At 67.7% G+C, this 22,412-nt stretch carries 21 protein-coding genes and 1 tRNA gene; 12 read left to right on the top strand and 10 right to left on the bottom strand.

Features of this window, described 5'->3' with window-relative positions; translation table 11 throughout:
• Positions 1-46: 46 nt before the first annotated feature.
• A complete protein-coding gene (locus tag HRJ34_RS25730; RefSeq protein WP_226948953.1) occupies positions 47-2,611 on the bottom strand; it encodes a TonB-dependent receptor in 2,565 nt (854 codons plus the stop codon).
• Between the two features lie 450 nt (positions 2,612-3,061).
• Between HRJ34_RS25730 and HRJ34_RS25725 the strand changes: the two genes are divergently transcribed.
• Positions 3,062-4,312 carry an LLM class flavin-dependent oxidoreductase gene (locus HRJ34_RS25725; protein WP_226948952.1) on the top strand — a complete coding sequence of 417 codons (1,251 nt, stop codon included), beginning with the start codon at positions 3,062-3,064 and terminating at the stop codon, positions 4,310-4,312.
• On the top strand, positions 4,309-5,097 hold the full coding sequence (locus HRJ34_RS25720) for an alpha/beta fold hydrolase (protein WP_208632840.1): 789 nt from the start codon (positions 4,309-4,311) through the stop codon (positions 5,095-5,097). Before HRJ34_RS25725 ends, HRJ34_RS25720 begins: the two co-directional genes overlap by 4 nt.
• A gap of 53 nt (positions 5,098-5,150) precedes the next feature.
• On the opposite strand, the gene HRJ34_RS25715 is transcribed toward HRJ34_RS25720, so the two are convergent.
• Entirely contained in the window at positions 5,151-6,005 is an 855-nt protein-coding gene (locus HRJ34_RS25715) for a helix-turn-helix transcriptional regulator (RefSeq protein ID WP_011952288.1), read from the bottom strand.
• Positions 6,006-6,169: 164 nt separating this feature from the next.
• On the opposite strand from HRJ34_RS25715, the gene HRJ34_RS25710 reads away from it, so the two are divergent.
• Both HRJ34_RS25710 and HRJ34_RS25705 read left to right on the top strand, forming a co-directional pair.
• Positions 6,170-7,096, top strand: a complete 927-nt coding sequence (locus HRJ34_RS25710) for an alpha/beta hydrolase (RefSeq protein ID WP_208632839.1) — start codon at positions 6,170-6,172, stop codon at positions 7,094-7,096.
• Positions 7,089-8,879: an AMP-binding protein gene (locus tag HRJ34_RS25705; RefSeq protein ID WP_208632838.1), complete on the top strand. Its 1,791-nt coding sequence runs from the start codon at positions 7,089-7,091 to the stop codon at positions 8,877-8,879. The genes HRJ34_RS25710 and HRJ34_RS25705 overlap by 8 nt, the downstream gene beginning before the upstream one ends.
• On the opposite strand, the gene paaK is transcribed toward HRJ34_RS25705, so the two are convergent.
• The 4 genes from paaK to HRJ34_RS25685 form a co-directional block, all read right to left on the bottom strand.
• Complete coding sequence (paaK, locus tag HRJ34_RS25700) at positions 8,782-10,071, bottom strand: phenylacetate--CoA ligase PaaK (RefSeq protein ID WP_016744773.1); 1,290 nt, start codon at positions 10,069-10,071, stop codon at positions 8,782-8,784. The genes HRJ34_RS25705 and paaK overlap by 98 nt on opposite strands.
• Positions 10,072-10,309: 238 nt before the next feature.
• Positions 10,310-11,272 (bottom strand): CDF family Co(II)/Ni(II) efflux transporter DmeF, encoded by a 963-nt coding sequence (dmeF, locus tag HRJ34_RS25695; RefSeq protein ID WP_208632837.1) that lies wholly within the window; start codon positions 11,270-11,272, stop codon positions 10,310-10,312.
• A gap of 8 nt (positions 11,273-11,280) precedes the next feature.
• Complete coding sequence (locus HRJ34_RS25690; RefSeq protein ID WP_157783495.1) at positions 11,281-11,526, bottom strand: metal/formaldehyde-sensitive transcriptional repressor; 246 nt, start codon at positions 11,524-11,526, stop codon at positions 11,281-11,283.
• A gap of 209 nt (positions 11,527-11,735) precedes the next feature.
• A tRNA-Pro gene (locus tag HRJ34_RS25685) sits at positions 11,736-11,812 on the bottom strand.
• Between the two features lie 132 nt (positions 11,813-11,944).
• On the opposite strand from HRJ34_RS25685, the gene yajC reads away from it, so the two are divergent.
• The 4 genes from yajC to HRJ34_RS25665 are packed head-to-tail and all read left to right on the top strand — an operon-like array spanning position 11,945 to position 15,243.
• On the top strand, positions 11,945-12,283 hold the full coding sequence (gene yajC, locus HRJ34_RS25680) for a preprotein translocase subunit YajC (RefSeq protein ID WP_011952294.1): 339 nt from the start codon (positions 11,945-11,947) through the stop codon (positions 12,281-12,283).
• 7 nt (positions 12,284-12,290) lie between these two features.
• Positions 12,291-13,886, top strand: a complete 1,596-nt coding sequence (gene secD, locus HRJ34_RS25675; protein WP_011952295.1) for a protein translocase subunit SecD — start codon at positions 12,291-12,293, stop codon at positions 13,884-13,886.
• A gap of 14 nt (positions 13,887-13,900) precedes the next feature.
• Positions 13,901-14,866, top strand: coding sequence for a protein translocase subunit SecF (gene secF, locus HRJ34_RS25670; protein WP_011952296.1), 966 nt, complete (start codon positions 13,901-13,903; stop codon positions 14,864-14,866).
• Complete coding sequence (locus HRJ34_RS25665) at positions 14,866-15,243, top strand: Mth938-like domain-containing protein (protein ID WP_208632836.1); 378 nt, start codon at positions 14,866-14,868, stop codon at positions 15,241-15,243. Before secF ends, HRJ34_RS25665 begins: the two co-directional genes overlap by 1 nt.
• Positions 15,244-15,378: 135 nt before the next feature.
• Here the strand turns inward: HRJ34_RS25665 and HRJ34_RS25660 are convergent, their stop codons facing one another.
• Positions 15,379-16,554 carry a glycosyltransferase gene (locus tag HRJ34_RS25660; RefSeq protein ID WP_208632835.1) on the bottom strand — a complete coding sequence of 392 codons (1,176 nt, stop codon included), beginning with the start codon at positions 16,552-16,554 and terminating at the stop codon, positions 15,379-15,381.
• Positions 16,555-16,645: 91 nt separating this feature from the next.
• On the opposite strand from HRJ34_RS25660, the gene HRJ34_RS25655 reads away from it, so the two are divergent.
• The 4 genes from HRJ34_RS25655 to HRJ34_RS25640 all read left to right on the top strand — a co-directional run bounded on the left by HRJ34_RS25655 (position 16,646) and on the right by HRJ34_RS25640 (position 19,365).
• Positions 16,646-17,431: an outer membrane protein assembly factor BamD gene (locus HRJ34_RS25655; RefSeq protein WP_011952299.1), complete on the top strand. Its 786-nt coding sequence runs from the start codon at positions 16,646-16,648 to the stop codon at positions 17,429-17,431.
• 334 nt (positions 17,432-17,765) lie between these two features.
• Positions 17,766-18,761 carry a flagellar motor switch protein FliM gene (locus HRJ34_RS25650; protein ID WP_011952300.1) on the top strand — a complete coding sequence of 332 codons (996 nt, stop codon included), beginning with the start codon at positions 17,766-17,768 and terminating at the stop codon, positions 18,759-18,761.
• Positions 18,758-19,081 (top strand): flagellar motor switch protein FliN, encoded by a 324-nt coding sequence (fliN, locus tag HRJ34_RS25645; protein WP_030090391.1) that lies wholly within the window; start codon positions 18,758-18,760, stop codon positions 19,079-19,081. Before HRJ34_RS25650 ends, fliN begins: the two co-directional genes overlap by 4 nt.
• Positions 19,078-19,365, top strand: coding sequence for a flagellar biosynthetic protein FliO (locus tag HRJ34_RS25640; RefSeq protein WP_011952302.1), 288 nt, complete (start codon positions 19,078-19,080; stop codon positions 19,363-19,365). The genes fliN and HRJ34_RS25640 overlap by 4 nt, the downstream gene beginning before the upstream one ends.
• 167 nt (positions 19,366-19,532) lie before the next feature.
• Here HRJ34_RS25640 and dxs read toward each other — a convergent pair whose 3' ends face one another.
• Genes dxs through HRJ34_RS25625 form a run of 3 tightly spaced genes read right to left on the bottom strand, consistent with a single transcriptional unit; the run spans position 19,533 to position 22,392 of the window.
• Positions 19,533-21,452, bottom strand: coding sequence for a 1-deoxy-D-xylulose-5-phosphate synthase (gene dxs, locus HRJ34_RS25635; RefSeq protein ID WP_208632834.1), 1,920 nt, complete (start codon positions 21,450-21,452; stop codon positions 19,533-19,535).
• Positions 21,453-21,499: 47 nt separating this feature from the next.
• Complete coding sequence (locus tag HRJ34_RS25630) at positions 21,500-21,976, bottom strand: Fur family transcriptional regulator (RefSeq protein WP_011952304.1); 477 nt, start codon at positions 21,974-21,976, stop codon at positions 21,500-21,502.
• Between the two features lie 38 nt (positions 21,977-22,014).
• Positions 22,015-22,392 carry a MerC domain-containing protein gene (locus HRJ34_RS25625; protein WP_011952305.1) on the bottom strand — a complete coding sequence of 126 codons (378 nt, stop codon included), beginning with the start codon at positions 22,390-22,392 and terminating at the stop codon, positions 22,015-22,017.
• Between the last annotated feature and the right edge of the window lie 20 nt (positions 22,393-22,412).

Genomic DNA, 22,412 nt, shown 5'->3' with positions numbered 1-22,412 from the left:
CAACCGGGCCGCGCGCCCGCGACCGTTCCGTTCCCTGCCCCCCGTTTCACCGAATGCGAACCCGCAGCATCACGCCATAGGTCGCCGGGGCGCCCGCCGTCTGGAAGTTGGTATCGAGCCCGATATTCCTCGCGACGACATAATATTTGTTGAAGACGTTCCGGCCGAAGGCGGTCAGCTTCCAGCTGCCGTCCTCGGCGCCCAGGCCGAGCCGGACGTCGACCGTCTCATAGCCGGGGATCCTGAAATCGCCGGCCAGCAGGATGCGGTTCTCGAAGGTCGCGTTCGATCCGCCCTGATAGCGGATGCCGGCGCCGACGAACGGCTTCAGGCCGCCCGCCGTCCATTCATACTGGACGTCGGCATTGGCGCTGAACTTCGGCGTGAACGGCAGCGCAGATCCCTTGAAGTCGCCGGTATAGCCCTGGTTGTTGTAGACCGGCAGGCCGTCCGCCGTGGTCCGGAAGGTGCCGGACACCCTGGACTTCAGATAGGTCGCGCTGCCGTTGAGGGTCAGGCCGTCGACCGGCTCGGCGAACAGCTCGCCCTCCAGGCCCCAGACATAGGATTTGGGAACGTTGACCAGCTTTTCGAGCAGGCCGAAGATCGGCACCAGCAGCCGGGCGCGGACCTGCTTGTTGGTATAGTCGTAATAGAAGGCCGCGCCGTTGACGCGCAGGCGCCCGTTCAGCAGCGGCGCCTTGAAGCCGGCTTCATAGGCGATCACCTTTTCCTGGACGGCGGGGTCATATTCGTCGGTCACGGTCGCGCCGATCGCCGAGAACAGGCCGGCCTTGTAGCCCTGCTTGATCGTCGCATAGATCAGCGTGCCCTGGTCGAACTTGTAGTTGGCGCCGAGGTGGAACGACCAGTTGTCCTGGTTCAGCTTCAGGTTGAGGCGCGAAATCTGCGGGGCGTTCAGGGTCGTGCCGTTCTGGCCGTCGCCGAGCGGGAGGCAGTCGCCCTGCCGGACCTGCGTCGTGAAGGGCGGCAAGCCGCGCAGCACGTCGGACAACAGGCCGAAGGTCGTGGTGAAATTGGGCGTGGTGACGAAGGACGGCTCGAAATAGCAATAGGACCCGGTCAGCTTGTTCTTCGTATAGCGAAGGCCGGCCTGCACGGTCAGGTTGCCGGCCACCTCATATTCGACATTGCCGAAGGCGGCATAGGTCTTCTGCGAGGTGCGGATGTCGCCCTGGGTATATTCGATCGGCAGGCCGACCGGCGCATTGAGCGTGCCATGGGCGAAATCGTAGAGGAAACCCTGCGACGCCCGGATATTGTCGTAGGTGGCGCCGGCGATCCAGTGGAGGGCGTCGGTCTTGCCGGCCAGCCTCAGCTCCTGGTTGAAGCTGCGGACATTGCCGGTCAGGATCGAATCGATGCCACGCGCGGCGGTCGCATCGAGATCGGCCACATAGTTCATCTTCTGCTTGGCGAGCGCCGAGAGCGAGGTGAGCGCGATATCGTCGGTCAGGTCATAGTCCGCCCGGACGATCCCCTGATAATAGTCGTTATGGTTGCGCCGCAGGAAGCCCGGCGTCCATTCCGCCTGGCGCGCATTGGTGGCGAGCGGCGTGCCCAGCAGCTCGCGCGAGCCCTCCGCCAGATCGGGGATCGACGGGATGGGAGCAACGCCGTTCATCCGCGCGACGATCAACGCCTGGCGGCCCAGGAAGCTGGCGTCATAGTTCGGCGAGCCCGGGGTGGTGATCCCGGCATAGCGCGCCTCGTCGACATAGCCATAGGGGTTGGCCGTCGCCGGGTCGGCATTGGCTGCCGCCAGCGCGGAGGCGCTGTAGATGTTGAAATTGGTGCCGGCATATTGCGACGCGATCGGATCGGAACGATCGCGGACGCCGGTCAGGCTCGCCTGCACCCGCAGCCGGTCGACCGGCTTCCAGTCGATCGAGAAGCGGCCCTGGAGCCTGCGGGTGGCGCCATTCTCGTCGTCGGGCCGGGAGATGCTGCGTTGCCAGGCGCCGCCCTGGACCGCGCCGACCGCCAGCCTGGCCTTGAAGCTGTCGGTCAGCGGGCCGCTGACGAAGCCGCTCGCGCTCATCTTGCCGAAGCGTTCATAGCCCAGATCGCCGCCGGCTTCGAAATGGTCGGTCGGCTTGGCGACGATATAGTTGATCGCGCCGCCGGTCGCGCTCTGCCCGAACAAGGTGCCCTGCGGTCCCTTCAGCACCTCGACCCGCTCGAGGTCGAGGTCGAGCGCGCCCGACATGATCGGGACGTTGCGGGGCACCTCGTCGGTATAGATGGCGACCGCAGGGGCGCCGCCGAAGGCGGATTCGAACAGGCCGATCCCGCGCAGCGTATAGACCGGGGTCGCGTAGATGCCCTCGGTATAGGTGAAGCCCGGCACGATCTTGACGAGATCGGCGGGCCCCTGGACGCCGCGGTCGCTGAGCGTCGCCGCGCTCGCCGCCTGGATGGTCATGCCGACATTGGCCAGCGACTGCTCGCGCTTCTGGGCGGTGACGACGATGTCGCCCAGTTCGGGCCTGTCGGCATGGGCGTCGTCGGAGGTCGGCTGCACGGCCTCGGCCCTGGGCTCGGCCTGGGCCAAGGCGGCGGCCGAAAAGGACAGCGTGACGAGAGACACTGTACAGAATAATACCGATGTCCGCATAAATCCTCCCATTGATATTACGTCTTGCGCCCATTTCCCGAAGTCGTCGATCGGTCGCCGGACAGTCGAGCAAATGGCCGATCATATGGATTGCCTTGGCCGGCCGCATGCGGCGGTCGTGCAATATCGTCTATTCTTGCGACATCCTCCCTCAAAGGGCGCCGGCCGTCTGTCCCCGACATCGGGGACGGTGCCGCCGGCATCGGTCATGCCGCCGGGAAGTCCCCGATAGAGGGGGCATATTCCAGTCCCGGCGTGACTAGGCTGAGGGTCGAGGTTTCCGATTCAGCGGCGGTTCGAACCAATACCGGCGCCGGCACCCTACGACCTTCCGTCATGAAAGGGACGACGCCATGCATGGAACGCAAGACATATGCCGGTGACGTCATCCGTCCTGTCGGAATCCTCAAGGAGGATGTTCTGATGAAAAGTATCTTTTTCCATATGCAGGGGTATCGCGACATGCCCCGTGACTTCGCGCAGCGCTATGAAAGCGTCTGGATCACGCCGCCGAGCGACGAACTCTGCGATCCGGAAACCGCCGGCAAATATTTCCGGTGGAACATGGAGGAACTCGAACTCGCCGACGAGCTGGGCTTCGACGGGCTGGGGATCAACGAGCATCACCAGAACGCCTATGGCTTCCCGGTCTCGCCCAATCTGATGGCGGCGATCCTCGCCCGGCGGGAATCGAACGCGGCGATCATCAACCTCGGCAACACGCTGCCGCTCTACAATCCGCCGATCCGCGTCGCCGAGGAATTCGCGCTGCTCGACTGCCTGAGCGGCGGGCGGCTGGTCGCCGGCATCCCGGTCGGCACGCCGATGGACACCGTCGGCTGCTACGGCCTGCCGCCCACCCAGATCCGCGCCCGCTATTATGAGGCGCACGACCTCATCAAGCAGGCCTGGACCCGGCCGGGGCCCTTCCCGTTCAACGGCCGCTTCACCAAGCTGCGCTACGTCAACCCCTGGCCGAAGCCGATCCAGAAGCCGCACCCGCCGATCTGGCTGGCCGGCGGCGGGTCGATGGAGACCTGGAAATTCGCGACCGACAACAATTATGCCTACAACTTCCTGAGCTTCGGCGGTCCGCTGGCCGCCAAGGCGATGATGCAGGGCTATTGGGACCAGGTCGAACGGGCCGGGCTCGACGACAATCCCTATCGGGCCGGCTTCGCGCAGATGGTCGTGGTGGGCGAGACCGATGCCGAGGCCGAGCGGCTCTACCTCGATCATCTGCGGAACTTCTTCGCGATCTCGATGCACACGCCGCCGCATTTCGCGGGCATCCCCGGCGTGATGACGACCGACAGCATCCGGAATCTCGTCAAGAAGAACGTGAACCTGACCTACAAGCAATATGAGAATCCCTATGAGACGAGCTGGAAGGACATCGTCGAAAGCCGCCGCGTGATCGGCGGAAGCCCGGAGACGGTCGCCGACGTCCTGGAGGAGTCGATCCGCGACCTGCGCGTCGGCCATCTGATGTTCATCCTGCAGATCCAGTCGATGGATCGCGAACTCACGGAATATAATATGCGCCTGTTCGCCGAGAGGGTGATGCCCCGGATCCGTCGCATCTGGGACGACGAGGGCCATGTCGATCACTGGTGGCCGGCCCGCGCCACCGCCCAGCGGAAAAGCGCCGGAACCCTGGAGGTGGTGGCATGACCATGGCGACGATCGAACCGATCGAGATCAATGCGCGCTTCGTGCCCAATCCGGTCCTGGTGAAGGGAGAGGGTCGTCCCCTCGTCTATCTGCACGGCCTGATCGGCCAGGAATGGCCGGACCTGCTCGATCGCCTGTCGGGCCGGTTCAGGGTCCACGCGCCGGCCCATGCCGGCAGCACCGATGCGCGCGACCTGGAATCGCTCGACGGCTTCTCCGACCTCGTCCTCTATTATGACGACCTGTTCGACCGGCTGGGCCTCGACCAGTTCGACCTCGTCGGCCACAGCTTCGGCGGCGCCGTCGCCGCCGAATATGCCGCGACCTTCAACCGCCGCGTCCACAAGCTGGTGCTGATCGACGCGCTCGGGCTGTGGGACGACGATCATCCGGTCGCCGATCACCTGCTGGCGCCGGAAGCGACACGACGCGGCCTGCTCTATCACGATCCGGAGTCGCCGGCGGCGCTGGCCCGCCACAAGCTGCCGGAGGGACAGGAGGAGATGCTGGCCGCGATGATCGGCGACATCACGGCGCTGGCGAGCACCGCGCATTTCTTCCACCCGATCCCCGAGCGCGGCCTCGACCGGCGCCTGCACCGCATCACCGCCGAGACGCTGGTGATCTGGGGCGAGGCCGATCGCCTGGCGCCGCCCTTCTACGGACGCGCCTTCGAAACCGGCCTGCAACGCGCGCGGCTGGCGATCGTCCCGGATGCCGGGCATTCGCCGCACATCGAGCAGGCGGCGCAGGTCGAGGCGCTCATTTCCGACTTCCTTGCCTGAATGACGCCGCCAGCGGTCGATGCCCCTCCAGGCATCGGCCGCCGCCCCTCCGTTCAGTTGCCGGGATGGGCGAGCCGGGCGATCGGGCCGCTGATCGCCTCCAGCCCGGAAATCGACCTTATGTACCACAGGAACAGGTCGTAGCGGTTCGCCAGTCCCAGCCGGCCATAGGCGCGCTTGCGATAGGTGGTGACGGTCTCCAGCCCGACATTGAGGTCCAGCGCGATCCCCTCGACCGAGAGGCCCGCCAGGATGCGGGCGCAGACCTCCACCTCGCGCCGGGGCAGGCCCTCGTCGGCCTGTCGGATATTCTCCTCGATCACCTCCTTGCGGGTCAGCGACCGCAATAGATGGTCGGTCTTGTCGAGCAGCATCGCATGTTTGGCGATCGCCGAGATCAGGCTTGCGCCGACATGGCAGAGATGCGCGACGTCGGCGTCGTGGAACTTGCCCCGGCCGGGCGTCCGGAACAGGCCCAGCAGGATCGGCCTGCTCTGCGCATAGCCCGCGAACAACAGGCGATCGACCACCTCCGACCGATAGATCTCCGTCGCCAGACAGGGGTCCAGCTCGTCGCGCGGCATGTGCAGCAGGATCGGGTCGCTGTTGCCCAGATGGGAATTGGCGATCTTGATGCCGGGATCGATCTTCCAGTGCTGGCCTTCGACATAGGGCGAATAGCCCTCGCGGGCATGACGCTTTCCCTGGAGGCTCGACAGGCCGATGGTCTTCGGCCGCTCGGCCGAAAGCTCGACGAAGATGCAGCTTTCGGCCCCGAAGGCCTGCGCCGTATAGTCCATCAGGATGTCGGTGAAATCATTCGCGCCGACAGCGTCTATCACGGGCGCGAGCGACGCCCCGGCAGAGGCGCCGACCAGGTCCACGGTCCATGAGTCGCGATGGTGCATTGTTGCGTCTCTCCCGAATGTCGGCCTTGGACCGGCCGGCAAAACCCGGATTCGACCTCCCGTCCCAGATGCCGGGGACTTCGGCCGATCCCGCAAGCGACTACCCTGCGCCAGACGAGACACCGACGCCACCCCATCCGATATGGGGCCCGCATGGAGGACATATGGCCCTTGACCCCGAAATCGCCGGCTTCCTGGAACAGATGCAGGCGGCAGGCTTCCCCGCCTTCGGAAGCATAGCCGCGCCGGACCTGCGGCGCTTCCTGAAGGGCCTGGCCGAGATGGCGCCAGCAGGGCCCGCCATGGCGACGGTCCGCGACGTCATGGCCGAAGCCGGCGGACAACCGGTTCCCGTCCGCCTCTACGTCCCACGGACCGCGCCGCGCGCGCTGATCCTCTTCTTTCATGGCGGGGGCTGGACGATCGGCAGCGTCGCGGAAAGCGACGGCTTCGCCCGCCTCCTCGCCAGCAGCCTCGGCTGTGCGGTGGCCAGCGTCGATTATCGGCTGGCGCCCGAGCATCCCTTTCCGGCGGCGGTGGACGACGCCTTCGCCGCGCTGCGCTGGATCGCCGATCATGGCGCGGAACTGCTCGGCCAGCCATGCCCGCTGCTGCTGTTCGGCGACAGCGCCGGCGCCAACCTGGCCGCGGTCGCCACCCTGCTGGCGCGCGATGCGGGCGGGCCGGCGATCGCCGGGCAGGTCCTGCTCAACCCGTCGACCACCGCCGACGCCGACAGCCGCCCGGCCGGCGACATCGACTCCCCCTTCATCACCCGCGACGAGATCGCCTGGCTGTTCGATCAATATGTCCCCGATCCCGCGACGCGGCGGGACCCTCGCTTCGCACCGCTCGGCGCCGCGAGCCACGCCGCCCTGCCCCCCGCCCTCATCCTCACCGCCGAGCACGACCTGCTGCGGACCGACGGCGAGGCCTATGCCGAGACGCTCGCCAGCGCCGGCGTCCGGGTAGTGGCGAAACGCTATCCCGGCGCTATCCATAGCTGGCTCACCCTCAACCCCGCCTTCGCCCTCAGCCAGCAGGCCCTGGCCGACATCGGCCGCTTCGTCGACGAACTGCTCGATGGCTGAGCCGAGCCATGTGCATGGCGCGGCCGAGCCGGCGCTATGGGAGATGACGATCGGCGAAGCGCTGGACGCCGCCGCCCGGCGCTGGCCCGAGCGCGAGGCGCTGGTCGATTGCGGGCAGGCGGTGCGGCTGAGCTGGCGCGATCTCGCGCGCCGCGCCGGGGATTTCGCCGCGGGCCTGCTCGCGCTCGGCCTCGCGCCGGGCGACCGGATCGGCATCTGGTCGCTCAACCGGGTCGAATGGGCGATCACCCAGTTCGCCGCCGCCAAGGCCGGGCTGGTGCTGGTGACGATCAACCCCAACTACCGGCTGTCGGAGCTCGAATATGCGCTCCGCTCGGTCGGCTGCGCGGCGGTGGTGACGGCGTCCGCCTTCAAGTCGAGCGACTATGTCGGCATGCTGCGGACGCTGATGCCGGAAATGGCGGCGGGCCCCGGCTTCGTCGCGGAACGGCTGCCCGCGCTGCGCCACGTCATCCAGATGGACCCCGAGCCGGTCGCGGGGGCCGTGGCCTTCGCGACGGTTGAAGCGCTGGGACGCGACGCCGGACCGGCGCGGCTCCGCGCGCTGGAGGGTGTCCTCGGGTCCCGCGACCCGGTCAACATCCAGTTCACCAGCGGCACCACCGGCCTGCCCAAGGGCGTGACGCTCAGCCATCGCAACATCCTCAACAACGGCTATTTCACCGGCCTGAAGCTCAAACTGACGGCACAGGACCGAATCTGCATCCCGGTACCGCTCTATCATTGCTTCGGCATGGTGATGGGCAATCTCGCGGCCGTCACCCATGGCGCCGCGATGGTCTATCCCGGCGAGGGCTTCGATCCGCTCGCCACCCTCGCCGCCCTGTCCGGCGAGCGCTGCACCGCGCTCTACGGCGTGCCGACCATGTTCATCGCCCAGCTCGAGCATCCCGCCTTCGCGGCGCACGACCTCTCCAGCCTGCGCACCGGCATCATGGCCGGATCGCCCTGCCCGATCGAGGTGATGCGCAAGGCGATCGACCGGATGAACCTGCGCGAGATCACCATCTGCTATGGCATGACCGAGACCAGCCCGGTCAGCTTCCAGAGCGAGACCGACGACCCGGTCGAGCTGCGCGTCGGAACGGTCGGCCGGGTCCACCCGCATCTCGAGGTCAAGATCGTCGATGACGCGGGGGAGACCGTGCCGCGCGGCGTGGCGGGCGAGTTGTGCACCCGCGGCTATTCGGTGATGCTCGGCTATTGGAACGACCCGGAGCAGACCGCCGCCGCGATCGACGATGCGGGCTGGATGCACAGCGGCGACCTCGCGACGATCGACGAGGACGGCTATTGCCGGATCGTCGGCCGGATCAAGGACATGGTGATCCGGGGCGGCGAGAATCTCTACCCGCGCGAGATCGAGGAGTTCCTCCATACCCATCCGGCGATCCGCGACGTCGCGGTCTTCGGCGTCCCCGACCCGCATTATGGCGAGGAGCTATGCGCCTGGATCATCCGCCACGACGGCGCGCCGATCGACGAGACCGAGGTCCGCGCCTTCTGCCGGAGCCACATCTCGCACCAGAAGATTCCCCGCCACATCCGCTTCGTCGACGCCTTCCCCCTCACCGTCACCGGCAAGGTCCAGAAGTTCGTCATGCGCGAACAAATGGTCCGGGATGGCGAGGACGCCTCGACGCGGGGCCGGGAGCCCGATCACGTCACGCCGGCGCGCGATCCCGCAGGTCGCGCACCCGCGCCGCCTTGCCCGACGAACGCGGCAGGGCGCCCGATTCGACGATCCGGGTCCGGGCGCTGATGCCGATCACCTCCTTGACGTAGCCGGCCAGGCGGGCGCCCTCGGCGCTGCCGCGGGTCTCGTCGCAGTCGAGGCGGCGCTCGACGATGATCAGCACCTCGTCCATCCGGCCCGGGCGGGTGATCTCGACCTCGAAATGCGGGGCGAGGCCCTCGCACTTGAGCACCTGCTCCTCGATCTGGGTCGGGAAGACGTTGACGCCGCGGATGATCAGCATGTCGTCGCTGCGGCCGGTGATCTTCGCCATGCGGCGCATCGGCACCTCGATGCCGGGCAGCAGCCGGGTGAGGTCGCGGGTGCGGTAGCGGATGATCGGCAGCGCCTGCTTCGTCAGCGAGGTGAAGACCAGTTCGCCCTCCTCGCCGTCGGGCAGCACCTCGCCGGTCGCGGGGTCGATCACCTCGGGGTAGAAATGGTCTTCCCAGATGGTCGGCCCGGCCTGCGACGCCACGAACTCCTGCGCGACGCCGGGGCCCATCACCTCGGACAGGCCGTAGATGTCGCATGCCTTGATGTCGAACGCCTCCTCGACCTCGCGGCGCATCGCCTCGGTCCAGGGCTCGGCGCCGAAGATGCCGTATTTGAGCGAGCTCGCGCGCGGATCGATGCCCTGGCGGCGGAACTCGTCGAGGATCGCCAGCATGTAGCTCGGCGTCACCATGATGATGTCGGGCTTGAAGTCGCAGATGAGCTGCACCTGCTTCTCGGTCTGGCCGCCCGACATCGGGATGACGGTGCAGCCCAGCGCCTCCGCGCCGTAATGCGCGCCGAGGCCGCCGGTGAACAGGCCGTAGCCGTAGGAGATCTGGGCCTTCATGCCCGGCCGGCCGCCGGCCGCGTGGATCGAGCGCGCGACCAGGCTCGCCCAGGTCTCGATGTCGCGCTTGGTATAGCCGACCACCGTCGGCTTGCCGGTCGTCCCCGACGAGGCGTGGATGCGCGACACCTGCTCCTGCGGCACCGCGAACATCCCGAACGGATAGGTCGCGCGCAGGTCGGCCTTGGTGGTGAAGGGGAAGCGGGCGAGGTCCGCGAGCGTGGTCAGGTCGTCGGGGGTCACCCCGGCCGCGTCGAACGCCTTCGCATAATGGGGCGAGTTGGCATAGGCATGCGCCAGCGTCGATTTCAGCCGCTCGAGCTGGAGCGCCCGCAGTTCCGCCAGATTCGCGGGGCCATAATCGACCTCAGCCATGATCCTCTCCCTCCATTCCTGCGCACGACCCACGGCGGCCGGAGCGATGGCATGGCGCCCATAGTGGACCGTGCCGACGTTCCCGACAACCGGACGAAACCCCGAAGCCGAGCAGGCGTGGATGACGAGAATCGCCTGTCCGCCCACCGCTCCGACGCCCCGCTGATATAATTAAACGTCTGGTCGATCAATATATGAAACGCCCGAAAATCGGGATCGGAATCGAGTTTCGGCCGGATCAGCGGCGCTCGATCGTCAGGTGGACCAGCTCATGGACGGGTTCGAGCCGCTCGCGGATCGCCGCGGCCGGCGCGGCGCCGACGATGTCGACGATCGCGGCATGGGCGCCCGGCCCGACCTGCCAGACATGCAGGTCGACGATCCGCGCATCGCCCGGCCGCTCGACGCAATCGCGGATCTCCGCGACCAGATGTGCGTCGGCGGTGTCGAGCAGGACCCCGGCGGTATCGGCCATCAGCGTCCAGGCCCAGCGCGCGATCACGGCGGCGCCGACCAGCCCCATCAGCGGATCGAGCCACAGCCAGCCGAGATAGCGCCCGGCGAGCAGCGCGACGATCGCCAGCACCGAGGTCAGCGCATCGGCGAGGACATGGACATAGGCGGCCCGCAGATTGTTGTCGCCGCCGCCATGACGGTGGTGATCATGATGCCCGTGGCCATGATCATGCCCATGCCCATGCCCATGCTCATGGCCATGATCGTGGTGATGGTGATGCCCGTGCCCACCCGACAGCAGCAGCGCGCTGACCAGGTTGACGCCCAGCCCCAGCACCGCGACCAGGATCGCCTCGTCGAAGGCGACCTTGGCCGGCTGGGCGAGCCGGACCGCGGATTCGATCGCGATGCCGAGCGCGACGATGCCGAGCACCAGCGCCGAGGCGAAACCCGCGAGATCGCCGACCTTGCCGGTCCCAAAGCTGTAGCGCGGGTTGGCGACGTGCCGCTTGGCATAGCCATAGGCGATCGCGGCGACGCCCAGCGCCCCGGCATGGGTCGCCATGTGGAACCCGTCGGCGAGCAGCGCCATCGATCCGGTCAGATAGCCGGCGACGATCTCGCCGACCATCATCGCCGCGGTGAGCGCCACCACCCAGGCGGTTCGCCGGGCATTGTCGTCATGCGCGGCGCCCAGATAGTCATGGGCGTGCGCCTGGGCTTCGATCTCGAAACGGCTGGCCATGGCGGCTCCTAACGAAAGTGACGGCGCAGGACGGTCGAAAGCTCGTCGGCCCCCGCCTTCCGCTCCTCGTCCGACAACCCCTCGGCGGCGACGTGCTCGCGCAGGTGCTCCTCGACCAGTTCGTCCATCAGCCCGGCGACCGCCCCGCGCACCGCCGCGACGAGATGGAGCGTCTCGCTGCACCCCGCCTCGGCCTGGATCGAGCGTTCGACCGCCCCGACCTGCCCGGCGATCCGCCGTACCCGGGCGATCAACTGATCACGATTCTTTGCGACATGTCCCATAGCATAGGGGGGTACCCTATATCGACGATGGGCGCAATCGATCGCCGACCGCATGATCGCGTTCGATTCGGCGAAGCCGGGATGATGGTGCGGAAGGAGGACGGGCGGCGATCGGCCGCCGCCTTCCGTCCTCGATTTCGCCGGGCCATCTGGGGGAATGGCGTGGTTCCGGCAAGTGATGGTCGGGGCGACAGGATTCGAACCTGCGACCCCTTGACCCCCAGTCAAGTGCGCTACCAGGCTGCGCCACGCCCCGACCAAGGCTGCGCGCTTTAGGGAGGGTTTTGCCGCTTGGCAAGCGCGCGGTTGCCCTTGACCTGCGGAACGTGATAGGCGCGCGCCACTTCGGGGTCCCATCGGGCCCGCTTTTTCCGGGATACCAGATAAGATGTTCGCTTCTCCCGCATACGCACAGGCCGCAGGCGCCGCCGGGTCCTCCTCCGGCAGCACGATCTTCATGCTCGGCCAGTTCGTCCTGATCGGCGTCATCTTCTATTTCCTGCTGATCCGTCCGCAGCAGAAGCGGGCGAAGGAGCATCGCGCGACGATCGACGCGGTCAAGAAGAACGACGTGATCGTCACCGCCGGCGGCATCGTCGCCAAGGTGGTGAAGGTCGACGAGACCGAGGTCGAGGTCGAGATCGCCCCGAACGTCAAGATCAAGATCGTCAAGGCCACGATCGCCGATGTCCGCACCGCGGGCGCCGGCAAGCCCGCGAACGACTGATCCGCACATGCTCGATTTCCCGCGCTGGAAGGTCTGGTCGATCTGTCTGCTGCTGGCGGCGGGCATCCTGCTGTCGCTGCCCAGCTTCATCCCCGAATCGACGATCGAGCGCGCCGGCCTGCATGGCCTGCCGCGCATCAACCTCGGCCTCGACCTTTCGGGCGGCAGCCACCTGATGCTGGAGGCGGACACCACCGACCTCGCCAAGCAGAACATCGCGAAGATGGAGGAGCAGGTCCGCACCGAGATGCGCCGCGCCGATCCGCCGATCGCGATCGGCGACATCTCGACGACGGGCGGCCGCCTCTCCTTCTTCGTGCGCGACGCCAGCCGGATCGACGCCGCGGTCGAGCGGATCCGCACGCTGACCCAGCCGTCGGGCATGACCGGCCAGCGCGACTGGGACGTGCAGGTGGTCGATTCGACCCGCATCGTCCTGACCCCGACCAAGCAGGGCCTGGCCCAGGCGACCGACAGCGCGATGCAGGTCGCGACCGAAGTCGTCCGCAAGCGCATCGACGAGATGGGCACCCGCGAGCCGACGATCATCCGCCAGGGCGCGGAGCGCATCGTCGTGCAGGTGCCCGGCCTCCAGAACCCGGCGGCGCTCAAGGCGCTGCTCGGCCGCACCGCGAAGCTCGAATTCAAGCTGGTCGACCTGACCGCCGATCCCGCCGCCGTCGCGCAAGGGCGCGCGCCGGTGGGCAGCGAGGTCGTCGCCTATGCCGAGCCCGGCCAGGCGCCGATCGCGGTCAAGCGCCGCGCCATGCTGAGCGGCGACGAGCTGATCGACGCCAAGCTGAGCTACAACAGCCAGACCAACGAGCCGGTCGTCTCGATCACCTTCAACAGCGAAGGCGGTCGCAAATTCGCCCGCGTCACGCAGGAGAATGTCGGCAAGCCCTTCGCGATGATCCTCGACGGCAAGGTGCTGTCGGCGCCGAACATCAACGAGCCGATCCTGGGCGGACAGGCGCAGATCTCCGGCCGCTTCACCACCGACAGCGCCAACCAGCTCGCCATCGCGCTGCGCTCGGGCAAGCTGCCGGTCGCGCTCAAGGTGGTCGAGGAACGCACCGTCGGCCCGGATCTCGGCGCCGATTCGATCCGCGCCGGTACCCTCGCCAGCGTGATCGCCGTGGTCGGCGTCGTGATCTTCATGCTCGTCAGCTACGGCCGCTTCGGCTTCTACGCCAACCTCGCCGTGGTGATTAACGTCTTCGTGATCCTCGGCATCATGGCGCTGCTCAACGCGACGCTGACCCTGCCGGGCATCGCCGGCTTCGTGCTGACGATCGGCACCGCGGTCGACGCCAACGTGCTGATCAACGAACGCGTCCGCGAGGAGCTGCGCCGTGGGCGCTCGCCCACCCAGGCGGTCGAGCATGGCTATAAGGAAGCCAGCCGGACGATCTTCGAGGCGAACGTCACCCACGCCATTGCGGGGCTGATCATGTTCGTGCTCGGCTCGGGCCAGGTGAAGGGCTTCGCGGTCGTTCTGCTGATCGGCATCGCGACCTCGGTGTTCACCGCCGTCGTCTTCACCCGCATGCTCGTCGCGCTGTGGCTCCGCCACAAGCGGCCCACCAGCATCCATATCTGATCGGAAACAGAGCCATGCGTCTGCTGAAACTTGTTCCCGACAACACCAATATCGGCTTCGTCCGGGTCCGCTTCATCGCCTTCGTCATCACCGCGCTGCTGACCATAGCGTCGCTCGCGGTGGTCGGCGCGCGCGGCCTCAACATGGGCGTCGACTTCGTCGGCGGCCTGATGATCGAGGCGAAATTCCAGACCGTGCCGCAGCTCGACGCGGTGCGCAGCAACATCGACGGCCTCGGCGTCGGCGTCAGCTCGCTCCAGCAGTTCGGCGATCCCAAGACGGTGTCGATCCGCCTGCCGATCCCCGAGAGCAGCGACGAGGGCGCGACCAACGCCGTCGTCAGCAAGGTCTCGGCCTCGCTGGTCAAGCAGTTCCCCGGCGTCACCTTCACCCGCTACGACACCGTGTCGGGCAAGGTGTCGGAGGAGCTGATCCAGAACGGCGTGCTCGCGGTCATCCTCGCGGTGCTCGGCATCGCGATCTTCTCCTGGCTGCGCTACGAATGGCAGTTCGGCGTGTCGACCTTCGTCGCGATCGTCCACGACGTGCTGATGACGCTGGGCTTCTTCGCGCTGACGCAGCTCGAATTCGACCTCAACATCGTCGCCGCGGTGCTGACGATCATCGGCTATTCGATCAACGACAAGATGGTGATCGACGACCGCATCCGCGAGAACATGCGCAAATATCGCCAGATGGACATGAAGGCGCTGATCGACCTGTCGGTCAACGAGACGCTGCCGCGCACCGTCATGACCTCGGTCACGGTGATGCTGGCGCTCGGCGCGCTGCTGCTGTTCGGCGGCCATGTGCTGCGCGGCTTCGCGGCGGCGATGATGCTCGGCATCGTCGTCGGCACCTATTCGTCGGTCTACGTCTCGTCGTCGCTGCTGATCACCCTCGGGCTCGAGCCGCAGCGCTTCTCCGCCAAGCCCAAGGAAAGCCGGCCCGACGCCGAGCGCGTCGGCCCGCAGCCCTGATGGTCAGCTTCGACCGGGAGGAAGCGCCGGGCGGCCCCACCATCCGGGGCTTTTCCGGCACCGCCTTCCGCGTCGCGGACCGGATCGTGCCCGGCGGGCTGTGGCTGACGCCGGACAATGCGCTCGACTGGGCCCCGCCGGCGTTCGAAACGCTGAGCGTCGACGACGTGGCGGGGCTGGTCGCGATCCAGCCGCCGCCCGAATTCCTGCTGCTCGGTACCGGACCGACGATGCGCCGCCCCTCCCCCGCCTTCGTCGCGGCGATCGAGGCGCTCGGCTTCGGGGTCGAACCGATGGACAGCCGTGCCGCCGCCCGCGCCTGGAACGTACTGCGCGGCGAGGACCGCTGGATCGTCGCGGCGTTCATGCCGTTGTGATCACACGCTGAACCCTAACAGCCGTCATACTTTTTAGCCGTCATGCCAGCGAAGGCTGGCATCCATGTCTGTCTCCTTCTCAGATGCCGTCTGGCTGATGAGAGACATGGGCCCCTGCCTCCGCAGGGGCGACGGTCAGCGGTGCTTCTCCACAAGCCCCGCGAGATGCTCGTACAGCGCCGCGCTGTTCCGCTCCCAACTGAACCGCGCCGCCGCCTCGGCGACCTCGGCCTGCGGGCGCGGATCGGCCAGCACCGCGCGGATGCCCTCGGCGATCGCCGCTGGGGTCCGATCGACCAGCCGTCCGGCAGCGGGGCGGTCGACCACCTCGCGCGCGCCGCCGACGTCGGTGATCACGATCGGCGTGCCGCAGGCGATCGCCTCGACCCAGACATTGGCGAGCCCTTCCGATGCGGAGGGCGCCGCCATCACGTCAGCCGCCGCGAACAGCCCCGGCAACTCGTCATGCGGCAGCGCGCCGAGCAGCCTGACCCGATCGTCGAGCCCGGCCCCGGCGATCCGCGCGGCGAGCGCCTCCCGCTCGGGCCCGCGCCCGGCGATCAGCAGGGTGACGCCGGGCAGCTCCCTCATCGCGTCGACGAGCAGCGCATGGCCCTTGAGCGGGATCAGGTTGCCAGCGCTCGCCACCAGCGGCCCCGTCACGCCCAGCGCGGCCTTCGCCGCCGCCCGGTCGCGCGGGTGGAAGGCCGATGCATCGACGCCGGTATGGTGGACGCGGATGCGCTCCCCCGGCAGGCCGAGCGCGATCATGTCGTCGCGCAGCGCCGCCGACACGGCGAGCATCCCGTCCGCCGCCCGTCCCGCCGCGACGATCTTCGCCCGGCAGGCCGGCTTCGCGCCCCAAAGGTGAATGTCGCTGCCGCGCGCCTTGATCGACACCGGCACGCCGAGCCGCGCGCCCAGCCGCACCGCCGCTGGGCCGTCGGGATAGAAGAATTCGGCATCGATCACGTCGAAGGGGAAGGTCACCCGGATCGAATCGAGCAGCGGCGCCACGCTGCGCGCCAGGCTCCACGGATTGATCCGGCCCCCGATCATCGGCAGCGTCGCGAAGCGCGGACGATGGACCTCCAGCCCGTTCCACATCTCGCGTTCGGGCAGCTCGGCGAGCGCGCGATAGGCCGGATGACGCCGCGCCCAGCGGGTCGGCGGCAGCGCGAAGGGCGCGACCACCCGCACCTCGACGCCGGGCAGCGCCGCCAGCGCGCGGCTCTGCCGCTCGACGAAGCCGCCGAAGCCGGGCCGGGTGCGATCCGGATAGAGGGTGGACAAGGTCAGGACCCGTAACATTGCCCTTACATTAACGTGTTGCCGACGCCGCGCACCCCCTCTCTTCGCGGCCATTGCGGCCGGAAGATTTGCCCCGTAAAGAGGCGATCCTATGCTGCGTAAAGTCTCCCGCCCGATCGCGCTGATGATCGCCGCCGCCACCCTGGTTCCGCTGGCCGGCTGCGCCACCAGCAAGAACAAGGGCGACACCAAATATGTCGCCCGCGACGTGGACACGCTTTACAACGCGGCCAAGGAGCGGCTCGACCGGCACCAGTACAAGCTGGCCGCCGCGCTGTTCGACGAGGTCGAGCGCCAGCACCCCTATTCGGTCTGGGCCCGCCGCGCGCAGCTGATGAGCGCCTTCTCCTATTATCTGGCGCGCCAGTACACCGAATCGATCGCCTCGGCGCAGCGCTTCATCTCGATCCATCCGGGCAACCGCGACGCGCCCTATGCGCTCTACCTGATCGCGATCGACTATTATGAGCAGATCCAGGACGTCACCCGCGACCAAAAGCTGACGCAGAACGCGCTCGACGCGCTCAACGAGCTGATCCGTCGCTATCCGGATTCGCGCTACGCCGCCGACGCGCGCGTCAAAGTCGACCTGGTCAACGACCATCTCGCGGGCAAGGAGATGGAGATCGGCCGCTTCTACCAGCGGCGCGGCGACTGGCTCGCCTCGGTCGTCCGCTTCCGCACCGTCGTCGACAAATACGACACCACCAGCCACACGCCCGAGGCGCTGATGCGGCTGACCGAAAGCTATCTGGAACTGGGCGTCCCCCAGGAGGCCGAACGCGCCGCCGCGGTGCTGGGCGCCAACTATCCGGGCAGCAAATGGTACCAGCACTCCTATGAGCTGCTGCGGAAGAAGGGTATCTCGGCGAGCTGAAGCTTGCTTTTGTTTGAGCCTCAGGCGCCGGCGGTCGCATCCGCGACCTTGGCTATCCTCGCATAAGCTCGGGCGCGCGTTCGCGCTTGCGGAGCCCTCACAGGCTCCGACTACCAGCTCTTGCGATGGAACGGCCCCGCAGGGGCCGCAAGGCCGAACGGCCGCCCGAGCTTATGCGAGGATAGCCAAGCCGGGCGGAGGCCCGCCGCCCGGCGCCTGAGGGCTAAACAAACAAACTCCCTCTCCCCCATCATCAATTCGTTAACCACCTTCGATCTATAGCGAATCCCGCCGGCAGCCCCGGCACGGACCGTTCGGGATATTCGCTGATTCGATGACGCGCGCAGCTTCCAGTCTTTCGGGTGACGAGGTCGCCGCGCTGATGGACGAGCTCAGCGACATCTCCTTCGACCAGGAGGGCGTCGAGCCGCCCAAGGTCCGCCAGGTCCGCGACGTCGAGCCCTATGCGCTCGGCCAGCGCAAGGACCGGCCGGTCGCGCATCTCGCCCATCTCGAGCGGATGAACGAGCGGATCGCGCGCCGCCTGCGCGACGTGATCGAACCGATCGCCCAGACCCGCAGCAAGGTCGATCCGATCCCGCTGGAAACCCGCCGCTTCGACGAGTGGCAGCGCAACCAGGCCGACCATATGAGCCTCAGCCTCTTCCGGGTCCGCCCGGTCAAGGGGATGATGATGGTCGCGGTCGAGCCGAGCTTCGTCACCAACATGGTCGACGCCTTCTATGGCGGCACCGGCAACGGCCTGACCACCAAGGGCGGCGAGTTCACCCCCTCCGAGCAGCGCCTCCAGCGCCGGCTGACCGACGCGATCGTCGAGGTGCTGACCCGCGTGTGGAGCGACACCTTCCCGCTCCAGTTCGATTTCTCGACCCACGAGACCAACGCCGCCTTCGCCAACATGGTCCGCGCCGACGAGCCCGTCGTCGTCCAGAGCTTCACGATCAAGCCCGGCATGTCGCGCTCCACCCGGGTCGAGATCCTCTACCCGCTGTCGCTGCTCCAGCCGATCGAGGACCAGATCGCCGCGCGCACCCAGGCGGGCGCCGACGGCGACGATCCCGAATGGAAGGGCAAGCTGCTCACCGCGCTCGACGCCGTCGCCCTGCCCGTCCGATCGGTGCTGGCGCGGCCGGAGATGAGCGTGGCGCAACTGCTCGCGCTCAAGCCCGGCGACGTCATCCCGGTCAATCTCTCGCAGACGGTTCCCCTTCTCGTCGGCAACCGCCGCTTCGCCGAGGGCACGATCGGCGAGCAGGACGGCCGCGCCGCGCTGATGATCGAAAGCCTCAACAAGGAAGTGCTGAAATGACCGACATGTCCGACGTTCCCGCGGTTCCCGGCGCCGCCGACCTCGCGGGGCGCGACAATCTGCGGCTGCTGGCGGATATCCCGCTGCGCCTGTCGGTCGAGGTCGGCAGCACCTCGCTCCGCCTCGCCGAGCTGATGGACCTCAACGCGGGCAGCGTGGTCGAGCTCGACCGCCAGGCCAATGAATTGCTCGACATCATGGTCAACGGCACCCTCGTCGCGAAAGGCGAGGTAGTGACAGTGAACGGAAAGTTCGGAATAAGGGTGGTCGACATCGTCGCCGCCGACGCGCGGCTACCGGGAATCGAACGCCGCCAATGATGCTGGATTACCTGTTGCGATTGCTGCTGCTCGTCCCGCTGGTCGCGGGGCTCGCTTATGGTTCGCTGTGGCTGTGGCGCAAGCTCCAGCCCGGCATCGCCATCGGCAACAGGAACAGGGCGATCCGCATCGTCGACGCGATCCCGATGGGCGCCACCGGCCGCCTCGCGGTGGTCGAGTTCGCCAACCGCCACATCCTCGTCGCCGTCTCGCGCGGCCGCATCGAGAAGATCGCCGAGGCCCCCGCCGACGGGGCCTTCGTGCTGCCGGACGAGGATATCTAGGCCTCCCCTCCCCTTTTTCGTCATGCTGAACTTGTTTCAGCATCCACCAGAAAGCGGGAACAGGTTCCGAGGCTTCTGCCGCCACGGCCCGATCACCGCCTGTTCTGTCTCCAGCCTCCCGGTGGATGCTGAAACAAGTTCAGCATGACGACGGGAGTGGGAGAGGGTCAGGCGCTCTCTTCGAGGCCCTTGCTGTTCCGGTGCAACGCCGCGAGCACCGTCGCGACGATCGATTCGGCATCCAGACCCGCCTCGGCATATTGCTTCTCGGGCTTGTCATGCTCCTGGAAGGCGTCGGGCAGGCGCATCGTCCGCAGCTTCAGGCCGCCGTCGATCAGGCCGAGGTCCGACGCGAGGGTCAGGACATGCGCGCCGAGGCCGCCGATCGCGCCCTCCTCGATCGTCACCGCCACCTCATGGCTGGTCAGCAGCGTCTGGATCATCGCCTCGTCGAGCGGCTTGGCGAAGCGCAGGTCGGCGACCGTCGTCGACAGGCCCAGCGCATCGAGCTGATCGGCGGCGCGCAGTGCCTCGCCCAGCCGGGTGCCGAGCGACAGGAGCGCGACCGTCTTGCCCTCGCGCACGATCCGGCCCTTGCCGATCGCGAGCCGCTCGGGCGCGGCGGGCAGCGCGACTCCGACGCCGTTGCCGCGCGGATAGCGCAGCGCGATCGGGCCGCTGTCGTGGACGGCGGCGGTGTGGACCATGTGGACCAGCTCCGCCTCGTCGGCCGCCGCCATCACCACCATGTTCGGCAGCGTCGCCAGATAGGTGATGTCGAAGCTGCCGGCATGGGTCGAGCCGTCGGCGCCGACCAGGCCGGCGCGGTCGATCGCGAAGCGCACCGGCAGGTTCTGGATCGCCACGTCGTGGACGACCTGGTCATAGGCGCGCTGCAGGAAGGTCGAATAGATCGCGCAGAAGGGGCGATAGCCCTGCGCGGCGAGGCCGGCGGCGAAGGTCACCGCATGCTGCTCGGCGATGCCGACGTCGAAGCTGCGTTCCGGGAAGGCCTTGCCGAATTTGTCGAGGCCGGTGCCCGAGGGCATCGCCGCGGTGATCGCGCAGATCCGGTCGTCGCGCTTCGCCTCGGCGACCAGGGCGCCGGCGAAGACGCCGGTATAGCTGGGCGGGCCCGGCGGCGCCTTGGCCTGCACCCCGGAGACGACGTCGAACTTCTGGACGCCGTGATATTTGTCGGCCGCCGCCTCGGCCGGGGCATAGCCCTTGCCCTTGTTGGTGACGACGTGGATCAGGATCGGGCCATGGTCGCCGTCGCGGACATTCTCCAGGATCGGCAGCAGATGGTCGAGATTATGGCCGTCGACCGGGCCGACATAATAGAAGCCCAGTTCCTCGAACAGCGTGCCGCCGGTCGCCATGCCGCGGGCATATTCCTCGGACCGCTTGGCGAAGTCGTGGATCGGCCGGGGCAGCTTCTGCGCCACCCGCTTGGCGAAGCCGCGCATCGACAGGAAGGGGCGCGAGGAGACGATCTTGGCGAGATAGGCCGACAGCGCGCCGACCGGCGGGGCGATCGACATGTCGTTGTCGTTGAGGATGACGATCAGCCGGTTGCCCGCCTGCTTGGCGTTGTTCATCGCCTCATAGGCCATGCCCGCCGACATCGCGCCGTCGCCGATCACCGCGATCGCGCGGCCTTCCTTGTTCGCCAGCTTGTTGGCGACGGCGAAGCCGAGCGCGGCCGAGATCGAGGTCGAGCTGTGCGCCGCCCCGAACGGATCATATTCGCTCTCGGACCTCTTGGTGAAGCCCGACAGCCCGCCGCCCTGGCGCAGCGTGCGGATGCGGTCGCGCCGGCCGGTCAGGATCTTGTGAGGATAAGCCTGATGGCCGACGTCCCAGATCAGCACGTCGCGCGGCGTGTCGAAGACATAATGGAGCGCCACCGTCAGCTCGACGACGCCGAGCCCCGCGCCGAGATGTCCGCCGGTCACCGACACCGCCGAAATCATCTCCGCGCGCAGCTCGTCGGCGAGCTGGCGCAAATCCGTCGGCTTGAGGCGCCGCAGGTCTTCGGGCGTGCTGACGGTGTCGAGAAGCGGCGTTGGAGGACGGTCGTTCATCCTGCTCGCCTTAGCCCCATTGAACCCTCGTAGCCAGCGCAGATGCGTCAGGCCGCGTCGCCTTCCGAACATTGCGCGCAGCATCCGCGCACCTCGATCACCGGGCGGAGATTGGTGAAACCGGCCTTCTCCGCCGCGCGCCGAACCGATCCGGTCAGCGCGTCGTCGTCGACATGGCTGGCCTGCCCGCAGCTGTCGCAGACCAGGAAGATGCAGTCATGCTGGCACTCGGGATGGGCGTTGACGATATAGGCGTTGGCGCTTTCCACCCGCCGCGCCAGATTGGCCGCCACGAACACGTCGAGGATGCGATAGACGCTGTTGGCGGCGACCCGCCGGCCGGTCGATCCCGACACCGCCTCGGCCAGGTCGTAGGCGGAAGCGGGCTTGGTCGCGGCGCTCAGCGCGGCGAAGATCTCGGCCCGCATCGGCGTCCACTGCTCGCCCGCGCGCTCGAAAGCGCGCTGCGCGGCATCGGCCAGCGACTGGCCCTCGTGGAGCCGGTGATCATGCGCGGTTGCCATGTCGGTAATCTAGGCCCCGTCAGGGGGGCATACAAGCCTTACCAGGCGTGGGCGCGCCGGTTCAGGAAGTGGGCGCCCGCGACCGCGGCGACGCCGGCCATGGTGAAGGCCGCCTCGATGACGCCGTGCGGCACGGTCAGCGCGGCCGCCATCAGCGTGATCCCCATGGCGCCCAGCATCACCGGAATCGGCCGACGATGCTGGGTGAAGCCCCGGCCGAGGCCGACGATCGCGAGGAGGATCGCCAGCACCAGCCCGCCCTCATGGATCGCGGGATGCAGCAGGAAGCCGCCCGCCGTCGCCAGTACCGCGACCAGCAGCACGCTCGCCGCGCAATGCACGAAGCACAGCGCCGACAGGCCTATGGCCAGTCGGTCGAACAGGTCGCGGGCGGGGGTCGGGCGAGTCACGGACATACTCCTCTCCCGCCGCAAAT

It is taken from the genome of Rhizorhabdus wittichii (genome assembly GCF_017607425.1).
In the GTDB taxonomy this organism is placed as follows: Bacteria; Pseudomonadota; Alphaproteobacteria; order Sphingomonadales; family Sphingomonadaceae; genus Rhizorhabdus; species Rhizorhabdus wittichii.
The sequence above is the reverse complement of the archived record's forward strand: the minus strand, read 5'-3'. Positions and strand labels throughout refer to the sequence as shown.

Bases quoted from the DNA above. Each gene is read 5' to 3' on its own strand.
- HRJ34_RS25725 (WP_226948952.1), top strand. From the start codon at position 3,062: ATGAAAAGTATCTTTTTCCATATGCAGGGGTATCGCGACATGCCCCGT.
- HRJ34_RS25720 (WP_208632840.1), top strand. From the start codon at position 4,309: ATGACCATGGCGACGATCGAACCGATCGAGATCAATGCGCGCTTCGTG.
- HRJ34_RS25715 (WP_011952288.1), bottom strand. From the start codon at position 6,005: ATGCACCATCGCGACTCATGGACCGTGGACCTGGTCGGCGCCTCTGCC.
- HRJ34_RS25710 (WP_208632839.1), top strand. From the start codon at position 6,170: ATGGCCCTTGACCCCGAAATCGCCGGCTTCCTGGAACAGATGCAGGCG.
- HRJ34_RS25705 (WP_208632838.1), top strand. From the start codon at position 7,089: ATGGCTGAGCCGAGCCATGTGCATGGCGCGGCCGAGCCGGCGCTATGG.
- paaK (WP_016744773.1), bottom strand. From the start codon at position 10,071: ATGGCTGAGGTCGATTATGGCCCCGCGAATCTGGCGGAACTGCGGGCG.
- dmeF (WP_208632837.1), bottom strand. From the start codon at position 11,272: ATGGCCAGCCGTTTCGAGATCGAAGCCCAGGCGCACGCCCATGACTAT.
- yajC (WP_011952294.1), top strand. From the start codon at position 11,945: ATGTTCGCTTCTCCCGCATACGCACAGGCCGCAGGCGCCGCCGGGTCC.
- secD (WP_011952295.1), top strand. From the start codon at position 12,291: ATGCTCGATTTCCCGCGCTGGAAGGTCTGGTCGATCTGTCTGCTGCTG.
- secF (WP_011952296.1), top strand. From the start codon at position 13,901: ATGCGTCTGCTGAAACTTGTTCCCGACAACACCAATATCGGCTTCGTC.
- HRJ34_RS25665 (WP_208632836.1), top strand. From the start codon at position 14,866: ATGGTCAGCTTCGACCGGGAGGAAGCGCCGGGCGGCCCCACCATCCGG.
- HRJ34_RS25660 (WP_208632835.1), bottom strand. From the start codon at position 16,554: ATGTTACGGGTCCTGACCTTGTCCACCCTCTATCCGGATCGCACCCGG.
- HRJ34_RS25655 (WP_011952299.1), top strand. From the start codon at position 16,646: ATGCTGCGTAAAGTCTCCCGCCCGATCGCGCTGATGATCGCCGCCGCC.
- HRJ34_RS25650 (WP_011952300.1), top strand. From the start codon at position 17,766: ATGACGCGCGCAGCTTCCAGTCTTTCGGGTGACGAGGTCGCCGCGCTG.
- fliN (WP_030090391.1), top strand. From the start codon at position 18,758: ATGACCGACATGTCCGACGTTCCCGCGGTTCCCGGCGCCGCCGACCTC.
- HRJ34_RS25640 (WP_011952302.1), top strand. From the start codon at position 19,078: ATGATGCTGGATTACCTGTTGCGATTGCTGCTGCTCGTCCCGCTGGTC.
- dxs (WP_208632834.1), bottom strand. From the start codon at position 21,452: ATGAACGACCGTCCTCCAACGCCGCTTCTCGACACCGTCAGCACGCCC.
- HRJ34_RS25630 (WP_011952304.1), bottom strand. From the start codon at position 21,976: ATGGCAACCGCGCATGATCACCGGCTCCACGAGGGCCAGTCGCTGGCC.
- HRJ34_RS25625 (WP_011952305.1), bottom strand. From the start codon at position 22,392: ATGTCCGTGACTCGCCCGACCCCCGCCCGCGACCTGTTCGACCGACTG.